22 protein-coding genes are annotated in these 23,652 nt (G+C 70.8%); 13 read left to right on the forward strand and 9 right to left on the reverse strand.

What is annotated here, in order from left to right:
• Nucleotides 1-80: 80 nt before the first annotated feature.
• The 4 genes from WH85_RS36890 (at nucleotide 81) to WH85_RS36905 (ending at nucleotide 4,291) form a co-directional block, all read left to right on the forward strand.
• Entirely contained in the window at nucleotides 81-644 is a 564-nt protein-coding gene (locus WH85_RS36890) for a TetR/AcrR family transcriptional regulator (protein ID WP_045746766.1), read from the forward strand.
• Between the two features lie 71 nt (nucleotides 645-715).
• Nucleotides 716-2,833, forward strand: a complete 2,118-nt coding sequence (locus WH85_RS36895) for an MMPL family transporter (RefSeq protein ID WP_342669819.1) — start codon at nucleotides 716-718, stop codon at nucleotides 2,831-2,833.
• A gap of 87 nt (nucleotides 2,834-2,920) precedes the next feature.
• Nucleotides 2,921-3,688 (forward strand): hypothetical protein, encoded by a 768-nt coding sequence (locus tag WH85_RS36900; RefSeq protein WP_045746768.1) that lies wholly within the window; start codon nucleotides 2,921-2,923, stop codon nucleotides 3,686-3,688.
• Between the two features lie 129 nt (nucleotides 3,689-3,817).
• Nucleotides 3,818-4,291, forward strand: a complete 474-nt coding sequence (locus WH85_RS36905) for a BP74-related protein (RefSeq protein ID WP_211275564.1) — start codon at nucleotides 3,818-3,820, stop codon at nucleotides 4,289-4,291.
• A 170-nt stretch (nucleotides 4,292-4,461) separates the two neighbouring features.
• Here WH85_RS36905 and WH85_RS36910 read toward each other — a convergent pair whose 3' ends face one another.
• The 6 genes from WH85_RS36910 to WH85_RS36935 form a co-directional block, all read right to left on the reverse strand.
• The gene (locus tag WH85_RS36910; RefSeq protein WP_045746769.1) at nucleotides 4,462-5,562 is read right to left on the reverse strand and encodes a glycoside hydrolase family 53 protein; all 1,101 of its coding nucleotides are present in this window, start codon (nucleotides 5,560-5,562) and stop codon (nucleotides 4,462-4,464) included.
• A gap of 49 nt (nucleotides 5,563-5,611) precedes the next feature.
• Nucleotides 5,612-6,706 (reverse strand): glycoside hydrolase family 53 protein, encoded by a 1,095-nt coding sequence (locus WH85_RS36915; protein WP_045746770.1) that lies wholly within the window; start codon nucleotides 6,704-6,706, stop codon nucleotides 5,612-5,614.
• Between the two features lie 98 nt (nucleotides 6,707-6,804).
• The gene (locus WH85_RS36920) at nucleotides 6,805-7,842 is read right to left on the reverse strand and encodes a LacI family DNA-binding transcriptional regulator (RefSeq protein ID WP_245674249.1); all 1,038 of its coding nucleotides are present in this window, start codon (nucleotides 7,840-7,842) and stop codon (nucleotides 6,805-6,807) included.
• Nucleotides 7,843-7,869: 27 nt separating this feature from the next.
• Nucleotides 7,870-8,733 (reverse strand): carbohydrate ABC transporter permease, encoded by an 864-nt coding sequence (locus WH85_RS36925; RefSeq protein ID WP_045746772.1) that lies wholly within the window; start codon nucleotides 8,731-8,733, stop codon nucleotides 7,870-7,872.
• Between the two features lie 3 nt (nucleotides 8,734-8,736).
• Nucleotides 8,737-9,720, reverse strand: a complete 984-nt coding sequence (locus tag WH85_RS36930) for a carbohydrate ABC transporter permease (protein ID WP_045746773.1) — start codon at nucleotides 9,718-9,720, stop codon at nucleotides 8,737-8,739.
• A gap of 67 nt (nucleotides 9,721-9,787) precedes the next feature.
• Nucleotides 9,788-11,095 carry an ABC transporter substrate-binding protein gene (locus WH85_RS36935; protein ID WP_045746774.1) on the reverse strand — a complete coding sequence of 436 codons (1,308 nt, stop codon included), beginning with the start codon at nucleotides 11,093-11,095 and terminating at the stop codon, nucleotides 9,788-9,790.
• Between the two features lie 209 nt (nucleotides 11,096-11,304).
• Between WH85_RS36935 and WH85_RS36940 the strand changes: the two genes are divergently transcribed.
• From WH85_RS36940 to WH85_RS36965, 6 genes are all read left to right on the forward strand, one after another.
• On the forward strand, nucleotides 11,305-13,596 hold the full coding sequence (locus WH85_RS36940) for a beta-galactosidase (RefSeq protein WP_245674250.1): 2,292 nt from the start codon (nucleotides 11,305-11,307) through the stop codon (nucleotides 13,594-13,596).
• A gap of 124 nt (nucleotides 13,597-13,720) precedes the next feature.
• Nucleotides 13,721-14,272, forward strand: a complete 552-nt coding sequence (locus WH85_RS36945) for an RNA polymerase sigma factor (RefSeq protein ID WP_045746776.1) — start codon at nucleotides 13,721-13,723, stop codon at nucleotides 14,270-14,272.
• A complete protein-coding gene (locus WH85_RS36950; RefSeq protein WP_045746777.1) occupies nucleotides 14,269-15,066 on the forward strand; it encodes a membrane protein in 798 nt (265 codons plus the stop codon). The genes WH85_RS36945 and WH85_RS36950 overlap by 4 nt, the downstream gene beginning before the upstream one ends.
• Nucleotides 15,067-15,105: 39 nt before the next feature.
• On the forward strand, nucleotides 15,106-15,906 hold the full coding sequence (locus WH85_RS36955; protein WP_045746778.1) for an ABC transporter ATP-binding protein: 801 nt from the start codon (nucleotides 15,106-15,108) through the stop codon (nucleotides 15,904-15,906).
• Nucleotides 15,903-17,231 (forward strand): hypothetical protein, encoded by a 1,329-nt coding sequence (locus WH85_RS36960; protein ID WP_045746779.1) that lies wholly within the window; start codon nucleotides 15,903-15,905, stop codon nucleotides 17,229-17,231. Before WH85_RS36955 ends, WH85_RS36960 begins: the two co-directional genes overlap by 4 nt.
• Nucleotides 17,228-17,806, forward strand: a complete 579-nt coding sequence (locus WH85_RS36965) for a hypothetical protein (RefSeq protein WP_045746780.1) — start codon at nucleotides 17,228-17,230, stop codon at nucleotides 17,804-17,806. Before WH85_RS36960 ends, WH85_RS36965 begins: the two co-directional genes overlap by 4 nt.
• Nucleotides 17,807-17,821: 15 nt before the next feature.
• Here WH85_RS36965 and WH85_RS36970 read toward each other — a convergent pair whose 3' ends face one another.
• Complete coding sequence (locus tag WH85_RS36970) at nucleotides 17,822-18,169, reverse strand: hypothetical protein (RefSeq protein WP_045746781.1); 348 nt, start codon at nucleotides 18,167-18,169, stop codon at nucleotides 17,822-17,824.
• The gene (locus tag WH85_RS36975) at nucleotides 18,166-18,630 is read right to left on the reverse strand and encodes a hypothetical protein (RefSeq protein ID WP_045746782.1); all 465 of its coding nucleotides are present in this window, start codon (nucleotides 18,628-18,630) and stop codon (nucleotides 18,166-18,168) included. Before WH85_RS36975 ends, WH85_RS36970 begins: the two co-directional genes overlap by 4 nt.
• Before the next feature lie 110 nt (nucleotides 18,631-18,740).
• Here WH85_RS36975 and WH85_RS36980 point away from each other — a divergent pair, with 110 nt between their 5' ends.
• The 3 genes from WH85_RS36980 (at nucleotide 18,741) to WH85_RS36990 (ending at nucleotide 23,173) form a co-directional block, all read left to right on the forward strand.
• Nucleotides 18,741-20,723 (forward strand): TRAP transporter permease, encoded by a 1,983-nt coding sequence (locus WH85_RS36980; RefSeq protein ID WP_045746783.1) that lies wholly within the window; start codon nucleotides 18,741-18,743, stop codon nucleotides 20,721-20,723.
• A complete protein-coding gene (locus tag WH85_RS36985) occupies nucleotides 20,720-21,721 on the forward strand; it encodes a TAXI family TRAP transporter solute-binding subunit (protein ID WP_045746784.1) in 1,002 nt (333 codons plus the stop codon). Before WH85_RS36980 ends, WH85_RS36985 begins: the two co-directional genes overlap by 4 nt.
• Before the next feature lie 105 nt (nucleotides 21,722-21,826).
• On the forward strand, nucleotides 21,827-23,173 hold the full coding sequence (locus WH85_RS36990) for a ferredoxin reductase family protein (RefSeq protein WP_045746785.1): 1,347 nt from the start codon (nucleotides 21,827-21,829) through the stop codon (nucleotides 23,171-23,173).
• Nucleotides 23,174-23,188: 15 nt separating this feature from the next.
• Here WH85_RS36990 and WH85_RS53395 read toward each other — a convergent pair whose 3' ends face one another.
• Nucleotides 23,189-23,443: a Txe/YoeB family addiction module toxin gene (locus WH85_RS53395; protein ID WP_045746786.1), complete on the reverse strand. Its 255-nt coding sequence runs from the start codon at nucleotides 23,441-23,443 to the stop codon at nucleotides 23,189-23,191.
• Nucleotides 23,444-23,652: the final 209 nt, after the last annotated feature.

Raw genomic sequence — 23,652 nt, forward strand, 5'->3', positions numbered from 1 at the left:
CCTACGGGGCGACGCGAATGTGTGGACCGCCACGGTCCCCGACGGACCAGGTTGGTCCATAACCGTCTACCGTGGTCCCCATGCCCCGTCCCACCAAGCAGCAGATCGACGACGAGATCCTCGACGCCGCCGCCAGCCTCTTCGCCCGGCACGGCTTCAAGGAGACGTCGGTGCAGCGCATCGCCGACTCGGTGGGTTACTCCAAGACCGGCCTTCTGCACCGCTTCCCCTCCAAGGAGGCGTTGCAGGAGGCCGTCGTCGCGCGCTGTGCCACCCAGCTGCGCGACACCGCCTCCGGTGTCGCCGGGCTCACCCCCGGCCCCGAGCGGGACCGAGCGGTCGTCACCGCCGTCGCCGAGCTCGCCCTGGCTCAGCCCGGTGTGGTGGCGTTGGTCCTGTCCTCCCTGCTCAGCAAGCCGGAAAGCGAGGTGGGCGCGGCGCTGGAGAAGATCGGCGAGGCGATCGCCGCGGCGTTCGGCGACGAGTTCCTCTGCGATCACATCCGGGCGATCCGGGTCACCGGCGCGCTCGGCGCGATCGCGGTGGCCAGCGTCGCCCTCCGGGACCAGATCTCTCCCGGCGCGCTGGCCGCCCTCATCGAGGTGGGCTACGACGCGCTCGGGCACCCCCGTTCCACACACTGAACTCAAGGGAACCCCTCATGGCAACGTTGTTGCACCGACTAGGGCTGGCGTCAGTCCGCCATCGACTGGCCGTGACGATCGCGTGGCTGGTGGCGCTGGTCGCCGTCGCCGCCGGCGCGGTCACCCTCTCCGGCTCCACCACGAACACCTTCAGCATTCCCGGCCAGGAGTCGACCACCGCGCTCGACCTGATGAAGGACAAGTTCGGTGCGGCGTCGGCCGGCGCGACCGTGCAGGTGGTGTTCCAGGCCCCCGACGGTCAGAAGATCACCGATCCGCAGAACGCGGCGCAGGTCGCACAGACCGTGGCCTCGCTGGGCACCCTGCCCGGCGTGGTGTCCGCGAGCAACCCCCTCGACCAGGCCCAGCCGACCGTCTCGCCGGACCTGGCGGCGGCGTACAGCTCGGTGACCTACGCGGTGACGCCGTCCGAGGTGACCGACGACCAGCGGGCCGCGGTGCTGAGCGCGCTGGACCCGGCGCGTGCCGGTGGCCTGACCGTCGAGGCCCGCGGTGAGGCGCTGAGCAACCCGGCCGACATCGGCGGCGCGTCCGAGATCCTCGGTGTCGTGGTGGCCCTGATCGTGCTGGCCCTGACGTACGGTTCGCTGGTCGCGGCGGGGATGAACCTGCTGACCGCGGTGGCCGGCGTCGGCATCGGCGCGGCCGGGCTGGTCACCCTCACCGGTTTCATGGACCTGCAGTCGACCACCCCGATCCTGGCGGTGATGCTGGGCCTGGCGGTCGGCATCGACTACGCCCTGTTCATCGTCACCCGGCACCGGCACGAACTGCGCCGGGGCCTGCCGGTCGAGGCGGCCGCCGCGATGGCGGTCGGCACCGCCGGCGCGGCCGTGGTCACCGCCGGCCTGACCGTGGTGATCGCCCTGGTCGGCCTCTCCGTGGTGGGTGTCCCGTTCCTCAGTGAGATGGGCATCGCGGCCGCCGCCACCATCGTCATCGCGGTGCTCGTCGCGATCACCCTGGTCCCGGCGATCCTCGGCTTCATCAAGCTGAAGGCCCTGCCGAAGAAGCAGCGCGACCTTCCGCCGGCGACCGGCGGCGAGGAGCTGCCCGACGGGCGAGGCTTCATCAAGGGCTGGGCCAACCTGGTCGCCAAGCAGCGGGTGCTCAGCCTGATCGTGGCGATCGGTGTCCTGGCCGTCATCGCGATCCCGTTCTTCTCCATGGAGACCACGCTCAACCAGCGGCCGGCCGAGGGCACCACCCAGGCCCGCGCCCAGGCGATCATGGATGCCCGGTTCGGTGAGGGTGTCAGCAACCCGCTGCTGGTCCTGATCGACGGGCCGAACGCGGTGGCGCACGCCGCCACCGTGCAGCCGAAGGTCGCCGGGCTGGCGGACGTCGCCCTGGCCACCCCGGCACAGCCGAACCAGGACGGGACGGCGGCACTGATCACGATCATCCCGTCGTCCGGTGCGGAGGACCAGAAGACCATCGACCTGGTGCACACGATCCGGGACACGGTCGACGACGCGGACGGCGCCGAGGTGTACGTGACCGGCAGCACCGCGGTCAGCATCGACGTGTCGCAGAAGCTGAACGACGCGCTCCCGGTCTACCTGGCCCTGGTCGTCGGCCTGGCGTTCGTGCTGCTGGTGCTGGTCTTCCGGTCGCTGCTGGTGCCGGTCGTGGGCGTGCTCGGCTTCCTGCTCACCATCGGCGCGGCGTTCGGTGCGACGGTCGCGGTCTTCCAGTGGGGCTGGGCCGCCGACGCGGTCAACGCCGGTTCCACCGGGCCGATCCTCAGCCTGGCGCCGATCATCATCGTCGGCATCCTGTTCGGCCTGGCCATGGACTACCAGGTGTTCCTGGTGTCCCGGATGCACGAGGCACACGCCCACGGCGCCGAGCCGCGGCAGGCGATCATCACCGGGTTCCGGCAGGCGGCGCCGGTGGTCACCGCGGCGGCCACCATCATGTTCGCGGTCTTCGCCGCGTTCGTGCCGGAGGGCAACGACACGATCAAGCCGATCGGTTTCGCGCTGGCGGTGGGCATCGCGTTCGACGCGTTCATCGTCCGCATGATCGCGGTGCCGGCCGCGCTGGCGCTGATGGGCAAGGCGGCCTGGTGGCTGCCGAGCTGGCTGCGCTGGCTGCCGGAACTGGACGTGGAGGGCGCGGCCCTGGAGCGCAGGGCGCCGCAGGCGGAGCCGGTCTCCGTCTGACCCGACAGAGGTGAATGTGCCGGGCGCTACACCAGCGCCCGGCACTTTTCTGTTCACGATCAGGGGCCGTGGCCGATAGCGGATGCCGTGCAGACATTCGATCGGCGACGTTTCCTGATGGCGGCGGGCGCGGGCGCGGTCGCCGCGGCCCTTCCGGCGGTTCCGGCACTCGCGGCGGTGACGCCCGTGACCAGCTCGGGCAAGGACCTGACCGGCTGGACCACCGTGCTCGGCGACGGACTCTACGCCTCGGCGGGACAGGCCGCGGTCAACCTGGCCGACGTGGCCACCGAGAACAAGGGCACCTATTCGCGGCTGCGGGCGAACGTCGCCGAACGCGGGGTGATGGCGCATGTCATCGCGTACAGGAAAATCGCCGGGAGCGGGCAGCTTAGGCTGACCCATCGGGGGTCCTATTCGTTCCGGCTGCCGTTCCTGCCGTCCACGACGAGCGGGGCGCGCAATGCGCAGACCGTCGAGGGTGGGTTGTTCATCTGGAACGGCGACGTCGATTACGGCACGGCGTTCCAGTGGGTGCTCAACCCGTGGCAGGACGACTTCGGCGCGATCCAGGTGTGGACCGGCGACGACTGGGAGTCGGCGGGCTACCTCAAACCGGACACCTCCTGGCACAGGATCGCGTTGACCGTGGAGCCCACCAAGGGGCGGGTGGCGATCGCGCTGGACGGGCGGAACATCCCCGCGCCGTGGACGGTGACCGAGAAGGACGAGCCGAGCACCGACCCTTCGGTCCGGCTGCAGGCCGAGGCGATCTCGCTTTATCCGGGTACGAACGCCACCTGGGCGCCGCAGCACGAGGTTCAGGTCCGCGACTGGTCCTGGACCCGCGGATAGGTGAGAAAAGAACCTTATTGAGCGTTTCGTCCCGCATTTTGAAACGCACGGAGTCGCGATTCGCCTACTTTGCGTATCAGTCCGTCGTGATCACGCGGCGGGCTCGACATGCGACATGGGGGAAGTGACATGCAGACCTTGCGTTCCCGGATCGGCCGCGTCATCGCGGCGACCGCGCTTGCTGCCACCGGTGGAATGCTCGCCGTGCCCGCCGCCGCGCAGGCGGTGAACACGGCCCCGACCGTGGCGATCCAGGCGGCGGAAAGCGCCCTGTTCGAGTTCACCGACACCAATGGGCAGAACAGGTTCGTCATCCAGCTGACGGACCAGGCGAAGATCGACCACGCCCGGCGGATCCTCTCCGGCGAGGAGAAGAGCCGGATCCACCCGCATGGCCGGATCATCAAGCGGGCGGTGCCCTACAACCCGGGGTGGAGTTACCACCTGGACCCGGCCACGATCGACTTCTTCGAGGTCGCGATCGAGGTCTGTGACGCGTCGATCGTGTACACCGAGGACCACCTCGACGAGGCCGGCGGGCCGTTCCTGCCCGGCGGGCACTGGTGCCCGTGGTCGTCGAGGCTGACCCGCGAGATCAAGTAAGGCCCGGCAGGTCCACTGACCGGCCCTGGAGGCCCCACGACCGCACCGAGGAGGAGGTCGCGCGGGCGGCGGCGTTCCCGGCGTTCGATGCCACCCGCAACACCGGCACGGAGCCGGCCGTGGACGGCGGCGCGGCGCAGCTGTAGGGGGCTGCGCCGCGCCTCAACCTGCTAGGCGGTCCACCTCAGGTTGGGGTTGACGTTCCCCGTCCAGTCGAAGGTCGCCATGTTGTCCCAGCCGTCGCCGGTGCCGTTGATGTTCGCCGGGTCCCAGCCGTTGCCCTTGACGGCATACCAGGTGGGTTCCCAGTAGAAGACGCCGATGGCGCCGGCGTTGCGGGCGGTGTTCTGCACGTACGCGAACTGGGTCGCCTGACCGGTCCAGCTGGCCGGCTGGCCGTCGCAGAGCACCGTGCCCGGGATCGAGTTGGCGGTGGAGTCGGCGTCCGCGGTGGTGAACTGGTACGCCGTCTCCGCGATCACCACCGGCTTGCCGTACCGGGACTTCACGTCGGCGATCACGTTGTACAGGTTCGCCAGCGTGCCGTGCCACATGCAGTAGTACGACAGTGCCGTGACGTCCCAGGTCACCCCGGCGTTCTTGATCCCGTCGTAGAACCAGCGGGCGTTGCTCATGCTGTCCGCGTCCGCTGTGTGGATCATGACCTGGGTGGAGCTGTTGCACGCCTTGGTCGCGTTGTAGCCCTGCTTGAGCAGGCTCGCCAGCGGCGCGAAGTCGCTGTTGACCACCTGGCCCCGCGGCCACAGCATGCCGACGTTGATCTCGTTGCCGATCTGCACGCTGTCCGGCGTGGTGCCCTGCGCCTTCAGGGAGTTGCAGACGTCGTACGTGTAGTTGTAGACGTCGGTCTGCAACTGGGTGAGCGAGTGCGAGGCCCAGGCCGCCGGCGGGTACTGCTTGCCCGGGTCGGCCCAGGTGTCCGAGTAGTGGAAGTCGACCAGGAGCTTGAGCCCCTTGGCCTTGATCGCCTTCGCCTGCTGGAGGACCTTGGCCTTGTTGTTGTAGCCGCTGGCCGGGTTGTTCCACACGCGCAGCCGCATGTAGTTCGCGCCGGCCGACTTGAGGATGTCGTACGGATCGGCGGCCGTGCCGTTCTGGTAGTACTTGGCGCCGAGGTCGAGGCTGCGCTGCAGCGACGAGACGTCGGCACCGAGCATCGTCAGTGACGCGGCCTGGGCGGGGGCGGGGTTGAGCACCACGGCGACCGCGAGGACGGCGGTCGTGACCATGGCGCGCAGGGACGGTTTCATCGCGCTCCTTCAGGGGATGGTGAGGAACGGAACCTGTGCCGGGGAGTGGTCAGCGCCGCCAGCGGACGTACGGGTTGATCCGTCCGCCGTCGTCGAAGGTGGCCATGTTCTCCCAGGCGTTACCGGAGTGCTCGATGTCCTCGGTGTCCCACCCGTTGCCCTCGATGGCGGTCCAGGTGGGCTCCCAGTAGAAGACGCCGATCGCTCCGGCGCTGCGGGCGGTGTCCTGCACCGCGGTGAACTGCTCGGCCTGCCCCTGCGGGCTGGCCGGGATCCCGTCGCACGGGGCTGCGGACAGGATGATGTTCTCGAGGTGGTCGAAGTTCTCGGTGGTCCACGGGTACGCGGTCTCGGCGATCACGACGGGCTTGCCGTACCGGGTCTTCACGTCGCCGATCACGGTGGCCAGGTTGGCGAGCGTGCCGTGCCACATGCAGTAGTACGACAGTGCGGTGATGTCCCATTTCGCCCCGGCGGCCTTCACGCCGTCGTAGAACCAGTGCGCCGCGTCGATGTTGCCGGCCAGCGCGGTGTGCACCATGACCTGCGTCGACCGGTGGCACGCCTTGGTGGCGTCGTACCCGGCGTTCAGCAGCTTGGCGAGCGGCCCGAAGTCACTGTCGGTGATCTGACCGGTGGGCCAGAGCATGCCGCCGTTGATCTCGTTGCCGATCTGCACGCTGTCCGGGACGGTGCCCTGGCGCTTGAGCGAGGTGCAGACGTCGTACGTGTAGTCGTAGACGTCTTTCGTGAGCTGGCCGATGTCGTGGCCCGCCCAGTCCGCCGGGACGAACTGCTTGCCCGGGTCTGCCCAGGTGTCCGAGTAGTGGAAGTCGACGAGGAGCTTGAGCCCCTTGGCCTTGATCTCCCGGGCCTGCCGGAGCACCGCCGCCTTGTTGCTGTACCCGCTGGTCGGGTCGTTCCAGATGCGCAGCCGCATGTAGTCGGCGCCCGCGGTCTTCAGGATGTCGTACGGGTTGTCCCGCTTGCCGCGGACGTCGTAGAACTTCTGGCCGAGTTCCTGGGAGCGGGGGAGCGTGGAGACGTCGGCGCCGAGCATGGTCAGGCGGTCGGGCTTCCCCACCGCCTGCGCCGGGGATGCGATGAGCGTAAATGCTACGACAAGAGCGAATAGACGCTTCATGATTCTCCTATGTGGACCAATAGGACAATTTTTGGGGTGCCGACCCGGGCCAAAGAGGAGGAAGACCGGGGCCGGCACCCGTGGTGGTGACCGGCGAGCTAGCTAGCGGGCGAAGACTCGCGGGTCACCAGGCTGGTGGGGACGGTGATGGAGAGCGGGGTCCGCCCGGCGATCACATCGGTGAGGAGCCGGACCATCTCCTCGCTGATGCGTTCCAGCGGCTGCCGCACGGTGGTCATCGGCGGCTCGGTGGTCAGCGCCAGGCCCGAGTCGTCGAACCCGACGACCCGCACGTCACCCGGCACGTCCCGGCCGTGCTCGCGCAACACCGGCAGAGTGGCCGCGGCGATGGCGTCCGAGGCGCCGAACACCGCGTCCAGGTCCGGGACCCGGTCGAGCAGGGTGCGGATCCCGTCGGCGCCGGTCTGCCGCCGCCAGTCACCGTGCACGATCATGTCCGGGTCGACCGGGATGCCGTGCGCCATCAGGGCGTCGGTGTACCCGGCCAGGCGATCCACCCCGCCGGACGTGTCCATCGGCCCGGTGATGGTGGCGATCCGGCGGGCACCCTGGGCGATCAGGTGCTCCACCGCGCTGCGCGCCCCGGCACGGTCGTCGGCCGACACCGAGCTGATGGTGTCCTCGAAGCCCAGCACCCGGCCGCAGGCCACGATCGGCACCCCGGCCTGGACCAGTTGCTGGAGCAGCGGGTCGCCGGAGTGCGGCGAGACCAGCAGCACCCCGTCGACGTGGCCGCCGGAGAGGAACGCCACCGTCCGGCTGCGTTCCTCGGGCGTCGACGCGATCATCAGTATCAGCGTCAGCTGCCGCTCGGAGAGGGCCTGCGCCACCCCACGCAGCAGCACCGAGAAGTTCGGGTCCTCGAAGAGCAGGTGCTGCGGCTCGGTGAGCAGGAACGCGATCGAGCCGGACCGGCCGGTCGCCAGGGACCGGGCGTGCTGGTTGGCCGTGTAGCCGGTCCGGGAGATGGCGTCACGCACCGACCGGACCGCCTCGGGACTCACCCAGTCGCGGCCGTTGAGCACCCGGGAGACGGTGGCGTAGGAGACCCCGGCCTCGCGAGCGACGTCGCGGATGGTGGGGCGCTTACGCCCCGGACCCGGGGTGGTCGGCACGGTCGGGATCATATCGGGCGCCGCCTCTCAGGCCTTCACGCCACCGGCGGCCAGGTCGACCTGCCAGTACCGCTGCAACGTCAGGAACAGCGCGATCAGCGGGACGATCGAGATGAGCGCGCCGGTGATCACCGAGGTGTACATGGCCGGCTGGCTGGCACCCTGGTTGAGCAGGCCGTTGAGGCCCACCGTGATCGGGTACAGCTTGTCGTCCCCGAGCATGATGTACGGCAGCATGAAGTTGTTCCAGATCGCGACGAACTGGAACAGGAACACCGTCACCAGGCCGGTCCGCATCATCGGCAGGACCACCTTGGCGAACGTGCGCCAGTCGCCGGCGCCGTCGATCCGCGACGCCTCCAGGATCTCGGTGGGCACCGCGGCGGCCGCGAAGATCCGGGCGAGATAGATGCCGTACGGGCTGATGAAGCTGGGCAGCAGCACCGCCCAGTACGTGTTGGTCATCCCGAGCTTGGCGAGCAGGAGGTACTGCGGGATCGCCAGGATGACGCCGGGCACCAGGACACCGGCCAGGATGATGTTGAAGATCGTGCCCTTGCCGGGGAAGTCGAACTTCGCCAGGGCGTACCCGGCCATCGCGGAGATCAGCGTGGAGGCGGCCGCGCCGACGCCGGCGTAGAGGGCGGTGTTCGCCATCCAGCGCCAGTACAGCCCGTCGCGGTAACCGCTCAGCTCGGCGATGTTGTCGAACAGGTGCGTGCTGGGCGCCAGGGTGAACGTGGAGAACAGCTCACCGGCGCTCTTGCTCGACGCGATCAGCACCCACAGCACGGGCAGCAGGCAGTACGCGGCACCGAGCAGCAGCAGGGTCGTCGCGACGGCGCTGCGGTTCCGGCCGGGTTTCCTGGTGGGCAGGGAGACCGTGGTCATGGATCAGTCCTCCTGGTTGAAGGCCCGGCGTCCGACGACCTTGAGGAAGCCGAAGGACAGGATGAACGTGGCGAGCGCGATGATCACCGAGGTGGCGGCCGCCGAGTAGATGTCGTTGCGGGTGAAGGCGTCCCGGTAGACCTTCATCAGCGGGGTCCACGTGGTGGAGATGGTGTTGGCCAGCGGCCGCAGCGTCATCGGCTCGGCGAACACCTGCAGCGTCGCGATCAGCGAGAAGACGAACGTCATCACCAGCGACGGCATCACGATCGGGATCTTGATCTTCCAGGCGATCATCATCTCCGAAGCGCCGTCGATGCGGGCCGACTCGTACAGGCTGGTCGGCACGGACCGCAGCGCGGTGTAGATGACGATCATGTTGAAGCCGGTGCCGCCCCAGATCGCGATGTTCGCGACCGCCCACATGGTTCCGGACGAGGAGAGCATGTTCGGAGCGGTGAGGCCGACCGCCTCGAAGAGATCGGTGATCGGGCTGACCCGCGGCAGGTAGAGGAAGCCCCAGAGCAGGGAGGCGACCACGGCGGGGACCGCGTACGGCAGGAAGATCGAGATCCGGGCGAACTTGCCGATCGACTCGCGGGTCCGGTCGGCGTCCAGCAGCAGGGCCATCAGCAGCGCCAGGCCCAGCATGGTCGGGACCACGATCAGGCCGTACGCCCCGACGCGCGTGACGCTGGGCAGGAACTCGGGGTCGGTCAGCGAGCGGGTGTAGTTGTCCAGTCCGGCCCAGATCTCGGTGCGGGACTTGGCGCCCAGGCCCAGGCCGCTGACCTTCACCTTGCGGAGGCTCAGCCAGCCGGCGTACACGATCGGCGCGGCCAGGAAGGCGGCGAACAGGACCAGTGCGGGGGCGAGGAAGGCGTACGGGACGCCGGACCGTTTGTTCGCCGACCGGGCCCGCGGCGCCGGCGCGGGCTTCGCCGGTGCGGCGGCGGTGGTAGTCGGAGCGGGGGTGGTCAGCGACATCGCCGGACCTTCCTTTCGTACGGGGCTCCGGGCGGGACGCGGGGGCCACGCCCCGCCCGGAGTGGCACTAACCGGCGACGTTGAAGCCGGCCTTCTTCAGGTCGTCGACGGTGGTCTGCTGCATGGTGGTCAGCGCCTCGGTGAAGGCGGAGGCCTTCTTCGCCTCGGCGGCCTTGGCGAAGGCGTCGTTGAACGAGCTGTAGGCGACGTTCACGTTCGGGCCGTAGGTGAACGGCTTGGCGGCCTTCGCGGCCTCGGCGGCGATGGCGTAGTAGTCGGCCTGCTCCGACAGGAACGCCGGCGGCTCGGTGAGCAGCGCGGTGGCGTCGGTCGAGGCCGGGTAGACGTTGGCGGTGTTCGCCAGCAGCTTGAGCGCCTCGGGGTCGGTGTTGAGCCAGGAGACGAACTCGGCGGCCTGCTTCGGGTGCTTGCTCTGGGTGGTCACGCTGGTGGCCGAGCCACCCCAGTTGCCGGTGGCCGGAGCCGCGGCGTCCCACTGCGGCATGGCCGCGACCTTCCACTTGCCCTTGGTGTCCGCGGCGCTGCCCTCGAGCACGCCCGGCGCCCAGACGGCGCTGACCCAGCCGACCTGCGTGCCGTCGTTGAGCGCGGCGTTCCAGTCCGGCGTGTACATCGGCTTGTTGTCGACGACGCCCTTCTCCACCAGGCCACCCCAGTACGCGGCGACCTTCTGGGTGGCGGGCTCGTTGATGTTGACGCTCCACGCGTCGCCGTTCACGCCCCACCAGGAGGCGCCGGCCTGCTGCGCGAGGCCGGTGAACAGGCCCGCGTCGGTGGCCGAGAAGGTGCCGATGTACTGCTTCGGGTCCGCCTTGTGGATCTTCTCGGCGGCCGCGGCGTAGTCGTCCCAGGTCTTCGGCGCCTCGAGGCCGTTCTTCTCGAAGACGTCGGAGCGGTAGAAGAACATCAGCGGGGCGGAGTCCTGCGGGACGCCGTAGACCGCGTCGGAGCCCAGGGTGACACCGTTCCAGACGCCGTCCGGGAACTTCGCCTTGAGGTCGCCGACCTCGGCGGAGATGTCGGCGATCGCGTCGGCGGAGACCAGGGTCGGCACCTTCTGGTACTCGGCCTGCATGATGTCCGGCGCGCCGGACCCGGCCTGGATCGCGGTCAGCAGCTTGGTGACCGCGGGGTCACCGCCGTCCTGCTTGTTGACCACGATCTGGATGTTCGGGTTCTTCGCGTTCCAGGCGTCGACGACCTTGTCCATGTTCGGAGTCCAGGACCAGTAGGTCAGCGACACCGGTTCGTCGCTGGACCCGCTGTCGGAGTCGTCCGAGCTGCTGCAGGCGGTGACGGAAAGCAGAGCCGCCGCGGTCAGTGCAGCCGCGAACGGTACGAATTTCTTATTCATCGATCCTCCTTGATCGGCTTGGCCGGGAACGGGAAGCCGTGGACGGGTGCCATCCGGGGAGCGCTTGCTTCGGACGGTGCCTGTGACCGGTTACAGTGCTGCTGTTACGGGCTTGTGTCAAGCCCTTGCGCTTAACCCGTTACGCCTGTGTATCGTTCGGGCTCACCGGCCTGTGACCGGTTACAGTCAAGTTGCAAGGAGGGGTTCTCGTGCCCACTGATTCCGCCTCGTGGCCCGAGCCGCTCTCCGCGCGCCACCACGCCTGGTCGACACCGCCCCGCCGACCGCGGATGGCCAACGACGAGGACGTCCGCCCGGGCATCGCGCTGAACAGCCGCTACCTCAGCCGTGACGGCGTCCCGGTCATCCCGGTCTCCGGCGAGATGCACTACAGCCGGGTGCCGCGCGCCCGGTGGGCGGAGCGTCTGCGCCAGATGAAGGCCGGCGGCGTGACCGTGGTGGCCAGCTACCTGTTCTGGCTGCACCACGCGCCCACCCGCGACCGGGTGAGCTTCGAGGGCAACCTCGACGTGGCCGCCTTCGTCGACCTGGCCGTCGAGACCGGCCTGGACGTGGTGCTGCGGATCGGCCCCTGGTGCCACGGCGAGAGCCGCAACGGCGGGTTCCCCGACTGGGTGCAGCAGGCCCCGGTCCGGCACCGCACCGACGACCCCGGCTACCTGGAGCTGGTCGCCGAGTGGTTCGCGCAGATCGGCGCGCAGCTCGCGGGCCGCGCCTCGGCGGACGGCCCGGTCCTCGGCATCCAGCTGGAGAACGAGCTCTACGACCAGCCGCAGCACCTGGTCACGCTCAAGCGCCTGGCCCGGGAGGCCGGGATGTCCGCCCCGATCTGGACCGCGACCGCCTGGGGTGGCGCGGACCTGCCCGAGGACGAGGTGCTGCCCCTCTACGGCGGCTACGGCGACGGTTTCTGGGTGGACGCCGACGCCCCGTGGGATCCGACATTCCGCGACCACTACTTCTTCTCCCACATCTGGGATGATGCAGGCATCGGCGCCGACGTGCGGCGGGCTCAGGCGATCGAGGCGGCGTCCGGCGGTCCGCGCACCCCGTCCGAGGAGTTCCCGGCGGCCACCTGCGAACTGGCCGGTGGCATGGCGACGGCGTACCACCGGCGGCCGCACCCCAGCGCCCTCGACGTCGCCACCATCGCGCACTGCAAGATCGGCAACGGGTCGGCCTGGCAGGGCTACTACATGTACACCGGCGGCACCAACCCGGAGAGCGCCGACGGCATGCACGAATCGCACGCCACCGGCTACCCCAACGACATCACGCCACGCGGCTACGACTTCCACTCGCCGATCGGCGAGGCCGGCACGCTCGCGCCCAGCCACGCCGAGCTGCGCCGCCAGCACGCGTTCCTGGCGGCGTTCGGCGACCGTCTGGCCACCATGCCGTCCAGCCTGCCGGACGTGCGCCCCAGCGGCATCGAGGACGACCGCACCCTGCGCTGGGCCCTGCGCAGCGACGGGACCAGCGGTTTCGTCTTCGTCGCCTGGCACCAGCCGCACTTCCCGCTGGCCGCCTACCGGGGGGCGCGCTTCACCGTCACCCTCGACGACAGTGAGATCACCTTCCCGTCCCGGCCGGTCGACGTGCCGCCGGGCACCCTGGCGCGCTGGCCGGTCGGCCTGACCGCCGGTGACGTCACCATCGCCTGGGCCACCGCGTCCGCGCTCACCCTGCTGCCCGGCGGGACCCCGACCCTGGTGCTGCTCGCCGAAGCGGGCATCGCGCCGGAACTGGCGGTCCGCGCCGCGGACGGCACGGTCGAGGTGCACGCGGTGACGCCGGGCCTGGAACCCCTCGGACTGGGCGGCCTCGACGTGCTCGTCCTGCCGGCCGAGACCGCCGGATCGGTCTGGGTGGCCGAGGACGGCGGTCGCCGCCTGCTCCTCAGCGAGGACGAACTGCAGTGGGACGCTTCCGGCACGGTGACGGTCAAGGCCGTCAAGACCTCGGGGGTACGCGTCTACGACCCGTCCCACCGAGCGTTCGGCGAGCCGGCCGGCCCGACCCCGCCGCCGGCCGTGGTGCTCGCCTCCGCGGAGCAGATCCGGTCCGCCGCCGGCACGGTCCCGGTCGCCTACGGCAAGTACGACGGCCGCCAGTCCGCGCCCACCCCGGACGTGTTCGAGGAGCTGGCCGCCGTGTACCGCCTCGGACTGCCGGACTGGGCCACCGACCCGGCCGCCGACACGCTGCTGCACATCTACTGGGCCGGCGACATCGGTGAGCTGCGCGTCGACGGCCGGATCGTCACCGACCGCTACTGGGACGGCAGCCGCTGGACGGTCAACCTGACCGACATCGGGTACCGCGCCGGGGCGGATCTCACCCTGCACCTGCTGCCGCTGGCCTCCGGGTCGACCGTCTCGCTCCCCGGCGAGGCGGCCGACCGGCTCGCCGCCACCGACACGCAGCTGCTGGCCATCGACCGTATCGAGGTGGTGGCCAGAGCGACCGCCACGCTCTGACCATCGCGAACAGGCGCCGGGTGGCTCTCCTCGAGAGCCGCCCGGCGCTTTATCGTCTACGAGTGTGGCGCCGATCACACCTGATGGTGAACCTGCCTCTCCCGGGGGCGGCGTCTTACCGGACGTGAGACGAAGCCTGGACGCGGCCGACGAGGGGGAACTCGTGCGCCGCATCGCCCGCGGCGACCGGCGGGCGTTCGACGAGCTGTACCGGCGGACCGCGCCGTGGCTCGAGATCCGCCTGCGCCGCCGGTGCGCCGACCCCGACGTGGTCGCCGACGTCCTGCAGGAGACCTACCTCGCCGTCTGGCGTGCCGCGGCCGGGTTCGCCGGCAAGGAGGTCCAGGGCAGTGCGGTCGGCTGGCTCTGGACGATCGCCGCGCACCGCCTGGTCGACGCCTTCCGTCGCCGTGCCCGGCAGGCCCGGGTGCCGCAGGCCGCCCTGCTCGAGACCGCCGCACCGGCCGCCGAGGACGAGGTGATGGCCGCCCGGATCGGCCAGGACCTGGAACAGGCCCTGATGACACTCACCCCCGAGGTCCGCCAGGTGCTGCGGGCCACGGTCCTCGACGGATTCTCGGTCCGCGAGGCCTCCGTCCTGCTGGGGATCCCCGAGAACACCGTCAAAACGCGGGTACGCCGTGCCCGGATCGCCCTGCGGGAGGCGCTGTCATGACCACCCACCCCAGCCTCACCGTGATCGACCGCTACGCCGGTGGGGACGCCACGCTCGACGAGGCCACCGTCTGGAGTCTCGAAGTGCACCTGGAGGACTGCGCGGACTGCCGCGCCCGCCTCGCCGGAAGCAGCACCGACGCCAGTCGTACCCTCATCTCCGCTGTCGCCGTCGAGCTGGACCGGGAGATCGCCGCCGGACCGGCACCCACCCGGCCGTTCCGGCTCTCGGCGGCCTGGCGGCGGGCCTTCATCGGGACCCTGGCCCCCTGGATGCTGATGTCGCTCGGGGCCGTCGGCTGCGCGGCGCTGCTCACCCACGTCCAGTCGAGCTGGCCGTCGGTGGTGCTGCTGGTCGCGCCGCTGGCCCCGCTGCCCGGTGTGGCCGCGGCCTGGAACCGGCGCAGCGACCCGGCCTGGGAACTGGTCGCCGCCACTCCGGCCTCCGGTCTGACCATGCTGCTGCGGCGGTCCGCGGCCGTGCTGGTCGTGATCATCCCGGCGCTCGTGCTGGCCGGCGCGGGCACCGGCACGTCGCTGGCGCTGATGCTGCTGCCCTGCCTCGCGTTCACCGCGGCCACCCTCGTGCTGGGCAGCGCCGTCGGCATGCAACGCGCCGCCGTCGGCCTGATGGCGGCCTGGACCGCCGCGGTGATCGCGCCCAGCCTGGCCCTCGCCGAGACGCCGGTGCTGCTGCGCCCGGACAGCGCCGGCGTCTGGGCCCTCGTCACCGTCACCCTGGCCGCCCTGGTGGCGGCCCGCTCCGACGCCTTCCGGCGTCTCCCCAGCCTCTGACCCTTCCTTCCCCTCTTCCCTGGAACCCAGGAGTTGATCATGCGTGCGGTGAGCACGAGCGAGACCACTGCGACCACGAACCCGTGGGCCGTGCACGCCGAGGACCTGCGGGTCCGCGCCGGACGGCACCTCGCCGTCGACGGCCTCGACCTGACCCTCGGCACCGGCGTGCACGGGCTGCTCGGACCCAACGGCGCCGGCAAGACCACCCTGATGCGGTCCCTGGCGACCGTGATCAAGCCGTCCGGCGGGCGCCTCACCCTGCTCGGCCAGGACGCCGGCGGCCACGGCGACCTGCGCGAGGTCCGCCGCAACCTGGGCTACCTGCCCCAGCAGTTCGGCTTCTACCCGCGCTTCACCGTGCGCGAGTTCGTCGAATACATGGCCTGGCTCAAGGAGATGCCGAAAGCCGGCCTCGCCGCCGCGGTCCAGCGCGCCATCGACCGGGTCGGGCTGACCGCCAAGGCCGACGCCCGCCTCAAGACCCTCTCCGGCGGCATGCTGCGCCGCGCCGGCATCGCCCAGGCCGTCGTCAACGACCCCCGGCTGCTGCTGCTCGACGAACCGACCGTCGGCCTCGACCCGGAACAGCGCCTCGAATTCCGCGAGCTGCTGCGCGACCTCGGCACCGACAGCTGCGTACTCGTCTCCACCCACCTGGTCGAGGACGTGGTGGCCGCCTGCACCGAGGTGGTGCTGGTCAACGAAGGTCGCCTGCTGCACCGGGGCACCCCGGACTCGCTGATCGCCGAAGGCGACGACCGCGACCCAGGCGACAGCCCGGCCGAACGGGGCTACTCCGCGATCCTGCGCAAGCACCGCACGGCGGTGGCCCGATGAGCCGCATCCTGGGCATCGAACTGCGCCGCTCGGCGGCCCTCGGAACCCTCGCGATCCTGCTGACCATCGCCGCCGTCATGCTTTACTCCGCCACCCAGGGCTGGTCCGAGGGCTGGAACGGGCTGTCCCTCGCCATCCGCGACAACCTGATGCTGATCTGGCCGCTCGCCCTGGCCGCCGGAGCCTGGCAGGGCCGCCGCGAACACCGGGCCGGCGTCGGCGAACTGTTCACCACGGTGCCCCGCCCGTACGCCCGCCGGATGCTCCCGGTCCTGATCGCGATGAGCGTCGCCGCCGTGACGGCGTACGTGCTCACCATCGCGGTCGCCGCGCCGTGGATCGCCGGGTCGTCGTCGTACCTGCCGGCCGAGGCCGTGGTGGCCACCCTGGTCGGCGTCCTCGCCCTGGTCGCCGCGGTCGCCCTCGGCCTCGGCGTGGGCCGGCTGCTGCCGTACCTGGCGACCGCGCCCGCCCTGGCGGTGGCCGCCGCCGCGTACGTGCTGTTCGGACTCTTCCGCTTCACCGGCGAGCTGGCCTGGATCGGGGCCGCCCTCACCCCGCTCTCCGGGATCTTCCAGATGTACGACTTCCAGGTCGTCGACCTGCGGGTCAGCGCCGCCCAGGCGGTCGCCATGCTCGCCCTCGCGGTCACCGGCGGGATCCTGTTCCTGATCCGGGGACGGCTCGCCCTGGTCGCCCTGATCCCGCTGATCCTCGGCACCGGGCTGGCCCTCGCCGTCGTCCCCACCGACGAGGACATCCTCGACGGGCCGATCGACCCGGCCGCCCAGGCGCTGGTCTGCACCGACGACGCGCCGAAGGTGTGCGTCAGCCGGGTACACGCCGGAGTGCTCGACGACCTGGTCCCGCACGCCCGCAAAGCCGTGGAACTGCTGTCCCGCCTGCCGCAGGCGCCGGCCACCGTCGCCGAGGACACCCACATCTACACCGAACTGGAGACCCCGCGGCCCCGTGCCGACACGCTGACGGTCCAGATCGAGATCGACAAGCGGGGCGGTCTGGCGTACCCGGGGTCGCTGCTGCCGATGATGCTGGACGGCGCCGGCGTCAGCACGGTGGCCTGCGGCGGGAGCCAGGGCACGGCGGTGGCCCGGGCGGCCGCGTTCTACCTGCTCGGGCAGGAGCCGCTGTCGGCCGAGAAGTACGTCCCCCACACGACCTACGAGAGCCCGGAGGCCAACGAGGAGGCCGTGAAACTCTGGAAGGGCCTGCGCGCCCTGCCCGAGGCCGACGCCCTCGCCAAGGTGGGCGCGGTCCGCACCGCCTCGCTGGCCTGCCAGGACACCGACGGCCTGCTGTCATGATCCTCTACCTCCGGTCGCGGCAGGTGCCGGCGGCCTGCGCGGCGGCGGCCGGCCTGGCCGCGGTCATGTGGACCCTCTGGCTGACCCTGTCCCGGGAGACGACCGCCGACCTGTTCCTGGTCGTGCTGACCGTCCTGCTGATGGTCGCCCTGCTGACGGTGACCCTGGCCGGCCCGGACGGCGACCTGGACCGCACCGCCGCCCTGCGCTGGCCGCCCCGCCGGGCAGCCCACCTGCTCGCCGCCCTCGCCCTGATCACCGGCATCCTGGCGGCGACCCGGCTGACCGGCGCCGCCTTCGCACCGACCGCGGTGGTGCTGCGCGACGCCGCCGGGCTGCTCGGCCTGACCGCCCTCGGCGCCGCCACGATCGGCGTGGCCAAGTCCTGGTTCGCGCCGCTGGGCTGGACCCTGGCCGCGATCCTGTTCCGCCAGGAGAACGACACCGTGGGCGAGATCCTCACCTGGCAGTCCCAGCAGGCCGGCAGCCGTCCGGCCGCCCTCACCGCTCTCGCGCTCGCCCTGACCGGCCTGGTCGCCTACGCCATCGCCGGCCCCGCCACCCGCACCACCTGAATCACCCGGCGGGCGTCATCGGCCGCGGGTGTCGGTCTGTTTCGGGTGTCCCGCGCCGGCTCGTGTGATCCATAGCGTGCGGGTGTCGTCGTCGATGGCATACCAGATGCGGCCGGCGCCGGTCACCTCGTATTGCCACTGCTCGAGGGTTGCCCCGCCGACCTTGACAACGCCGAGCTGTCCTTTCAGGGGGTGCTGGCGCTGGTCGACGTGGCGGGGGTCGCCGGTCAAGGCGGTCCAGGCCCGGTCGAGGTTGTCCGGCACCGCGGCCAGCAGTCGCTGCCAGCCCTGGTGTGCCTGGCGGTCCGCTGCCCGCACGGTCCACGGCCGGGGGCGGGGGATCTCCGCGCCGCGTCCGCTCATGCGAGGTCTCCGCCGGGCCGGTCGATGACGGGACCGTCGCCGTCGAACGGGCCCTGCAGGTCGCGGGCGAGCTGCGGGTCGGACCACGCCTCGGCGGTGGACCGCCACGAGGCGAGGTTGCGGGCGAAGGGGACGAGGAGTCCCGTGTCGGCTCCGGCCATCAGGTCCGCGAGCAGCTCGCGGACGCACGTGACGCGATCCTCGGCCGGGAGCCAGGTCAGCCAGGGCAGTTCCTCGGCGAGTGCTTCCTCGGCCAGGTCGCGGTGGCGGCGGGCGAGGATGGACAGCGATCGCGCCGCGAAGCGGAGGCCGGTGGCCGTGGCCTCGAATCGCTCCGCCCGGGTGAGGATGAGGTTCTCCTCGTCGCGTCGCTCGAGGATGACGTCGGCGTCGGTGAGCGACGGCAGGACCTGCGAAGGCCCTCGGAGGAACGAGCTGTAGGAAAAGCTCTGCACGGACATGCGCCAACTCTATCTGAACTAGTTCAGATAGAGAGGGTCCTGGAGCGTGTCCGTCATCCGTCGGACATGGGAGCGTCACGGAAGGCGGGCGACATAGTACTGTCCGTTGCATGGGTGAAGATCGATCTCTGATGGTGCAGGGGACGCCACCCGCGGTGCACTACGACGAGGAGGAACGGCCTGCCCGGGAGCTGTCCGGGTGGGCCGGCCGGCTCGTCGCCGGCGTCGCGTTCGGGATCGCGCTGCTCGTGCTCTGGCAGGTGTTCCGGCCGCTCGCCCGGGGCAGCCAGTTCTACCTGATCATCTTTCTGGCCGGGACGCTGCCGCTGGTCTTCCTCGCGTACCGGGCGCGGGCCGGCCGTGACGAGAAGCCCGGCTGGCCGGACCGGATCCTGGCGGTGGCGGCTCTCGTCGTCTGCCTCTACCCGGTGGTCACCGGCTACGACGCGTTCCTCGACCGGCAGGCTCTGCTCGCGCCCGCCGACGTCGCGTTCGGGGCGGTGCTGCTGGTCATGGTGATCGAGGCGGCGCGGCGTACCACCGGCCTTGCTCTTCCGATCGTCTGTCTCGCTTTTCTGGGGTACGCCTACTACGGCGGCCTGCTGCCCCAGAGCTGGCCGGTCGCGCACGCCGGACTCGATTTCGCCCAGATCGTCGACGCGCTCTACAACTCGGGAAGCGGGTTCTACGGGACGCCGCTCGACGTCGCCGCCAGCTACATCGTGCTGTTCACCATCTACGGTGCGGTGCTCGACCTCTCCGGGGCCAGCCGGTTCTTCGTCGACCTGTCGGTGGCCGCGTTCCGGCGGTCGCGCAGCGCGGCCGGGCGGACCGCGGTGGCCGCCGGTTTCCTGCTCGGTACGGTCTCCGGGTCGGGCACCGCGACCGCGGTCAGCGTCGGCGCGGTGACCTGGCCGATGCTGCGGCGGGCCGGGTATCCGCCGGAGCAGGCCGGCGGGATGCTCGCCGCCGCGGGTGTCGGCGCCATCCTGTCGCCGCCCACGCTCGGCGCCGCCGCGTTCATCGTCGCCGAATACCTCAACGTGTCCTATCTGACCGTCCTCGGCTGGGCGACGATCCCGACCCTGCTGTACTACCTGGGCATCCTGCTCGCCGTCGAGATCGACGTGCGGCGGCACGGTGTGCGGGCGGTGGAGGCGCCGCAGGTGAGCGCGGGGCGGCTGCTCCTGCGGTACGGCTACCACTTCTCCTCGCTGATCCTGATCGTGGTGCTGCTCGCGCTGGGGCAGAGCGCCACCCGGGCCGTCGTGTACGCCACGATCCTCGCCGCGGCACTGTCGTTCCTGGACTCCGGCACCCGGCTCACCCCGCGGCGGGCGTTCACCGCCCTGGCGGCCGGTGTCCGCGGCGTGCTCCCGGTGGTGGCCGTCTGCGCCGCCGCCGGCGTGATCACCGCGACGACCACCAAGACCGGCCTCGGCGCTCAGCTGGCGTCGCTGCTGGTCAACGGCGCGCGGGCGATCTCCGACGAGCCGGGCGTGGTGCTGGCGCTGACCGTCGTGCTGGCCGCCGTCGCGCTCGCCCTGCTCGGGCTGGCCGTGCCGGTGACCGCCAGCTTCATCATCGGCTGGGTGATCATCGGGCCGGCGTTGCTGGCGCTCGGGGTGCCCGCCCCGGCCGCGGCGATGTTCGTCTTCTACTACTCGGTGCTCTCCGAGGTCACCCCGCCGACCGCGCTCGCCGCCGTCGGCGCCGCCGCGATCACCGGTGGCCGGGCGGTACCCACCATGTGGCAGGCCCTGAAATACGCGCTGCCCGCCTTCCTCGCCCCGATCGCCTTCGTGCTGACCGCCAACGGTGAACACCTGCTGGCCCGCGGCCCGGCCCTCGGTGTGCTGTGGACGTCGCTGGCCGCCGCGGTGGCGGTGGCCGCGCTGGCGGTGGCGACCGGAGCCTGGGTGCCGGGGGTGGGCCCGGCCGGGCCGGCCAGCCGGGTGCTCGCCGCCGTGGCGGGACTGCTGCTGCTCTACCTGGAGCCGGTCGTGATCGCCGCGGGGGCGGTCGCGCTGCTGTCGGCCGTACTCATCACGATCATCAAGAAACCCACGGAGAGGGACCGGAGACCGGCATGAGAAGGCTTGTGGGCACCACCCTGGTCGGCGCGCTCGCGGTCGCCGCCGGCGGCTGTGGAGGGCGACAGGACAGCGCCGCGACCGACGCCGGAGGCGAGGTGACCTGCCAGGTCACCGCGGCCACCCGGGTCGGCATCGCGACCGGCAACAGCACCGGCGTCTATTTCGCGGTGGGCAACGCGTACGCGGAGCAGATCAACGCGGCGGGCGGGAAGGTGCAGGCGACCGCCGCCGAGACCGGTGCCTCCGTGCAGAACATCCAGCAGTTGGTCGCCGGCACCTACGACGTGGCGTTCTCGCTCGCCGACACGGCCGCCGACGCGGTCGGCGGGACCGGCGCGTTCACCGCGAAGCAGCCGGTCGCGGCGCTGGCCCGGATCCACACCAACTACACGCAGGTGATCGTCCGCAAAGCCGCCGGGATCAAGGACGTGGCCGGGATGCGGGGCAAGCGGGTGTCGACCGGCTCGCCCAAGTCCGGCACCGAGGTGATCGCCAACCGGGTGCTGACCGCGGCCGGCCTCGACCCGGCGGCCGACGTGCAGGCGCAGAAGCTGGACCTGACCAAGACGGTGGACGGGATGAAGGAGGGCACGATCGACGCGCTCTTCTGGTCCGGCGGCCTGCCCACCCCCGGCATCACCGACCTGCTGACCACGTCCCGGGACGCGGTCGAGTTCCTGAGCATCACGCCGCTGCTCCCCGCGATGCAGAAGATCAACCCGGTGTACGTGGAGGGCGTGATCCCGGCCGCCGCCTACGGAACCCCGTCCGACATCACCACGATCATCGTGCCGAACGTGCTGCTGGTCCGGCAGGACCTCGACCCGAACGTCGCGTGTGTGCTGACGAAGACGCTGTTCGACCGGCAGCCGCAGCTCGCCCAGGCCAACGCGGCGGCCGCGGAGATCTCGGTGGAGAACTCCCGCCTGACCGATCCGGTGCCGCTGCACCGGGGCGCGGTGAAGGCCCTCGACGATCTGGGGGCGCCGCAGTAGCGAGGTGATGGCAGGGGCGGCGGGCCGCCCGGCGTTTCGTGTGAACCAGACAGTGACCGTTCGGGTACACCGGGTAGACAGCTGTTCCGTGCAGGGGAGACCGGGATGATCGCCGTGACCCACCCGCAGATCCGCACCGCCCGCCGCCGCCTCCGACCGTCCGCCCGTCTCGTGGCGGCCACCTTCCTCGTCGTCAACGTCGCCGCCGTCCACCTGCTGTTCGTCCTGGCCGGCCCGGCGAACAACACGTTCGGGTCACTGGGCCGGCTCCTCGGCCTGTACCTGGCGTTCGCCCTCGCCGTCCAGCTCCTGCTGATCGCCCGCCTCCCGTTGCTCGACCGGGGCATCGGCATGGACCGGCTCACCGGCTGGCACCGCTGGACCGGCTTCGTGATCTTCTGGTGCGCCGTCCTGCACCCCACGTTCGTGATCCTCGGGTTCGCCCGCTACGACGGCGTCCCGTTCCTCCGCACCGCCCTGACCCTCTTCGGTCAGCTGCCGGTGCTGCTCGGACTGATCGCGGCCGGCCTGATCGTGCTGATCGTGGCACTGTCGGTCCGGATCGCCCGGCGTCGCCTCTCCTACGAGACCTGGCACGCCGTCCACCTGCTGATGTACGCCGTGGTCACCCTCGGCGTGATCCACCAGATGTACGAGGGCACCGCCTTCACCGTCACCGTCGGGGCACAGGTCTACTGGTGGGGGCTGTGGGCGTTCGCCGTCGGCGCCCTGGTCACCGGCCGCCTGATCGTCCCGCTGGTCCGCAACGCCCGCCACCGGCTGCGGGTCGCCGCGGTGGTGCCGGAGGCCGACGACGTGGTGTCGGTCCACGTCACCGGCCGTGACCTGCACCGGCTCGACGTGCGGGCGGGCCAGTTCTTCCTGTGGCGGTTCCCCGGCCACAACCGGTGGTGGCAGGTCAACCCGTTCTCGCTGTCGGCCGCCCCGAACGGCCGGTCGCTGCGCCTGACCGCGAAGGGCATCGGCACGACCAGCGCGGGCCTGCGTGACCTGCCGGTCGGCGCGAAGGTGTTCGCCGAGGGACCGTACGGCGCGTTCACCCTGGACCACCGCCGCGGCACGGGCACGCTGCTGATCGCCGGCGGCATCGGGATCACCCCGATCCGCTCCCTGCTGGAGGACCCGGCACTCGGGCCCGACGCGGTGGTGATCTATCGGGTGCGCCGGGCCGCGGACGCCGTCCTGCTGGGCGAGCTGCGCAACCTGACCCGCGCGAACGGCGCCCGGCTGCACCTGCTGACCGGCCGCACGGGCGGCGCGAACCAGCCATTCCTCCCCGCCAACCTGCAGAAACTCGTCCCGGACGTGACGTCGCGGGATGTCTTCGTCTGCGGTCCGGCGCCGTTGACCACGGCGGTCCTGGACTGTCTGCGCAAACTCAAGGTCCCGCCCCGCCAGATCCACGCCGAACTCTTCCGCCTCGCCGCCTGACCCCCGGGGGTCGCATCATCGGTTGCCGTAGTGGTACTTACACGCGGCGATCTCGACGTCACCGTTCTTGATTCGATAGAGGGGCCGGTGTTCCTGGTCGATCCGCCGTGACCATCGGCCGGACAATTCACCACGAAGCGATTCGGGCTTGCCGATGCCTTCGTAACCGTCGCGCATGACATCCGCAATCAGATCGTTGATGCGCTTGATCAGTTTCCACGGGAAGTGCAGAAAACTGTACTTCACGACTTCGGCCTTCCGGTCGTTCACCGGCTAGACCCCTTTCGCAGTCAGGGTCTGCCTCTGTGGTGACTTCGGGCGTCCAGCGCGCCCGTATTCACCACACCGTCAGGGGTGTGGTGATTTGGGGCGTCCAGCGCGCCCGTATTCACCACACCGGCAGGGGTGTGGTGATTTGGGGCGTCCAGTGCGCCCGTATTCACCACACCGTCAGGGGTGTGGTGATTTGGGGCGTCCAG

It is taken from the genome of Actinoplanes rectilineatus (genome assembly GCF_000962825.1).
Classification (GTDB): Bacteria; Actinomycetota; Actinomycetes; order Mycobacteriales; family Micromonosporaceae; genus Actinoplanes; species Actinoplanes rectilineatus.

Coding starts and splice junctions, on each gene's coding strand:
- WH85_RS36890 (WP_045746766.1), top strand. CDS start 81: ATGCCCCGTCCCACCAAGCAGCAGATCGACGACGAGATCCTCGACGCC.
- WH85_RS36905 (WP_211275564.1), top strand. CDS start 3,818: ATGCAGACCTTGCGTTCCCGGATCGGCCGCGTCATCGCGGCGACCGCG.
- WH85_RS36910 (WP_045746769.1), bottom strand. CDS start 5,562: ATGAAACCGTCCCTGCGCGCCATGGTCACGACCGCCGTCCTCGCGGTC.
- WH85_RS36915 (WP_045746770.1), bottom strand. CDS start 6,706: ATGAAGCGTCTATTCGCTCTTGTCGTAGCATTTACGCTCATCGCATCC.
- WH85_RS36925 (WP_045746772.1), bottom strand. CDS start 8,733: ATGACCACGGTCTCCCTGCCCACCAGGAAACCCGGCCGGAACCGCAGC.
- WH85_RS36930 (WP_045746773.1), bottom strand. CDS start 9,720: ATGTCGCTGACCACCCCCGCTCCGACTACCACCGCCGCCGCACCGGCG.
- WH85_RS36935 (WP_045746774.1), bottom strand. CDS start 11,095: ATGAATAAGAAATTCGTACCGTTCGCGGCTGCACTGACCGCGGCGGCT.
- WH85_RS36950 (WP_045746777.1), top strand. CDS start 14,269: ATGACCACCCACCCCAGCCTCACCGTGATCGACCGCTACGCCGGTGGG.
- WH85_RS36955 (WP_045746778.1), top strand. CDS start 15,106: ATGCGTGCGGTGAGCACGAGCGAGACCACTGCGACCACGAACCCGTGG.
- WH85_RS36960 (WP_045746779.1), top strand. CDS start 15,903: ATGAGCCGCATCCTGGGCATCGAACTGCGCCGCTCGGCGGCCCTCGGA.
- WH85_RS36965 (WP_045746780.1), top strand. CDS start 17,228: ATGATCCTCTACCTCCGGTCGCGGCAGGTGCCGGCGGCCTGCGCGGCG.
- WH85_RS36970 (WP_045746781.1), bottom strand. CDS start 18,169: ATGAGCGGACGCGGCGCGGAGATCCCCCGCCCCCGGCCGTGGACCGTG.
- WH85_RS36975 (WP_045746782.1), bottom strand. CDS start 18,630: ATGTCCGTGCAGAGCTTTTCCTACAGCTCGTTCCTCCGAGGGCCTTCG.
- WH85_RS36980 (WP_045746783.1), top strand. CDS start 18,741: ATGGGTGAAGATCGATCTCTGATGGTGCAGGGGACGCCACCCGCGGTG.
- WH85_RS36985 (WP_045746784.1), top strand. CDS start 20,720: ATGAGAAGGCTTGTGGGCACCACCCTGGTCGGCGCGCTCGCGGTCGCC.
- WH85_RS36990 (WP_045746785.1), top strand. CDS start 21,827: ATGATCGCCGTGACCCACCCGCAGATCCGCACCGCCCGCCGCCGCCTC.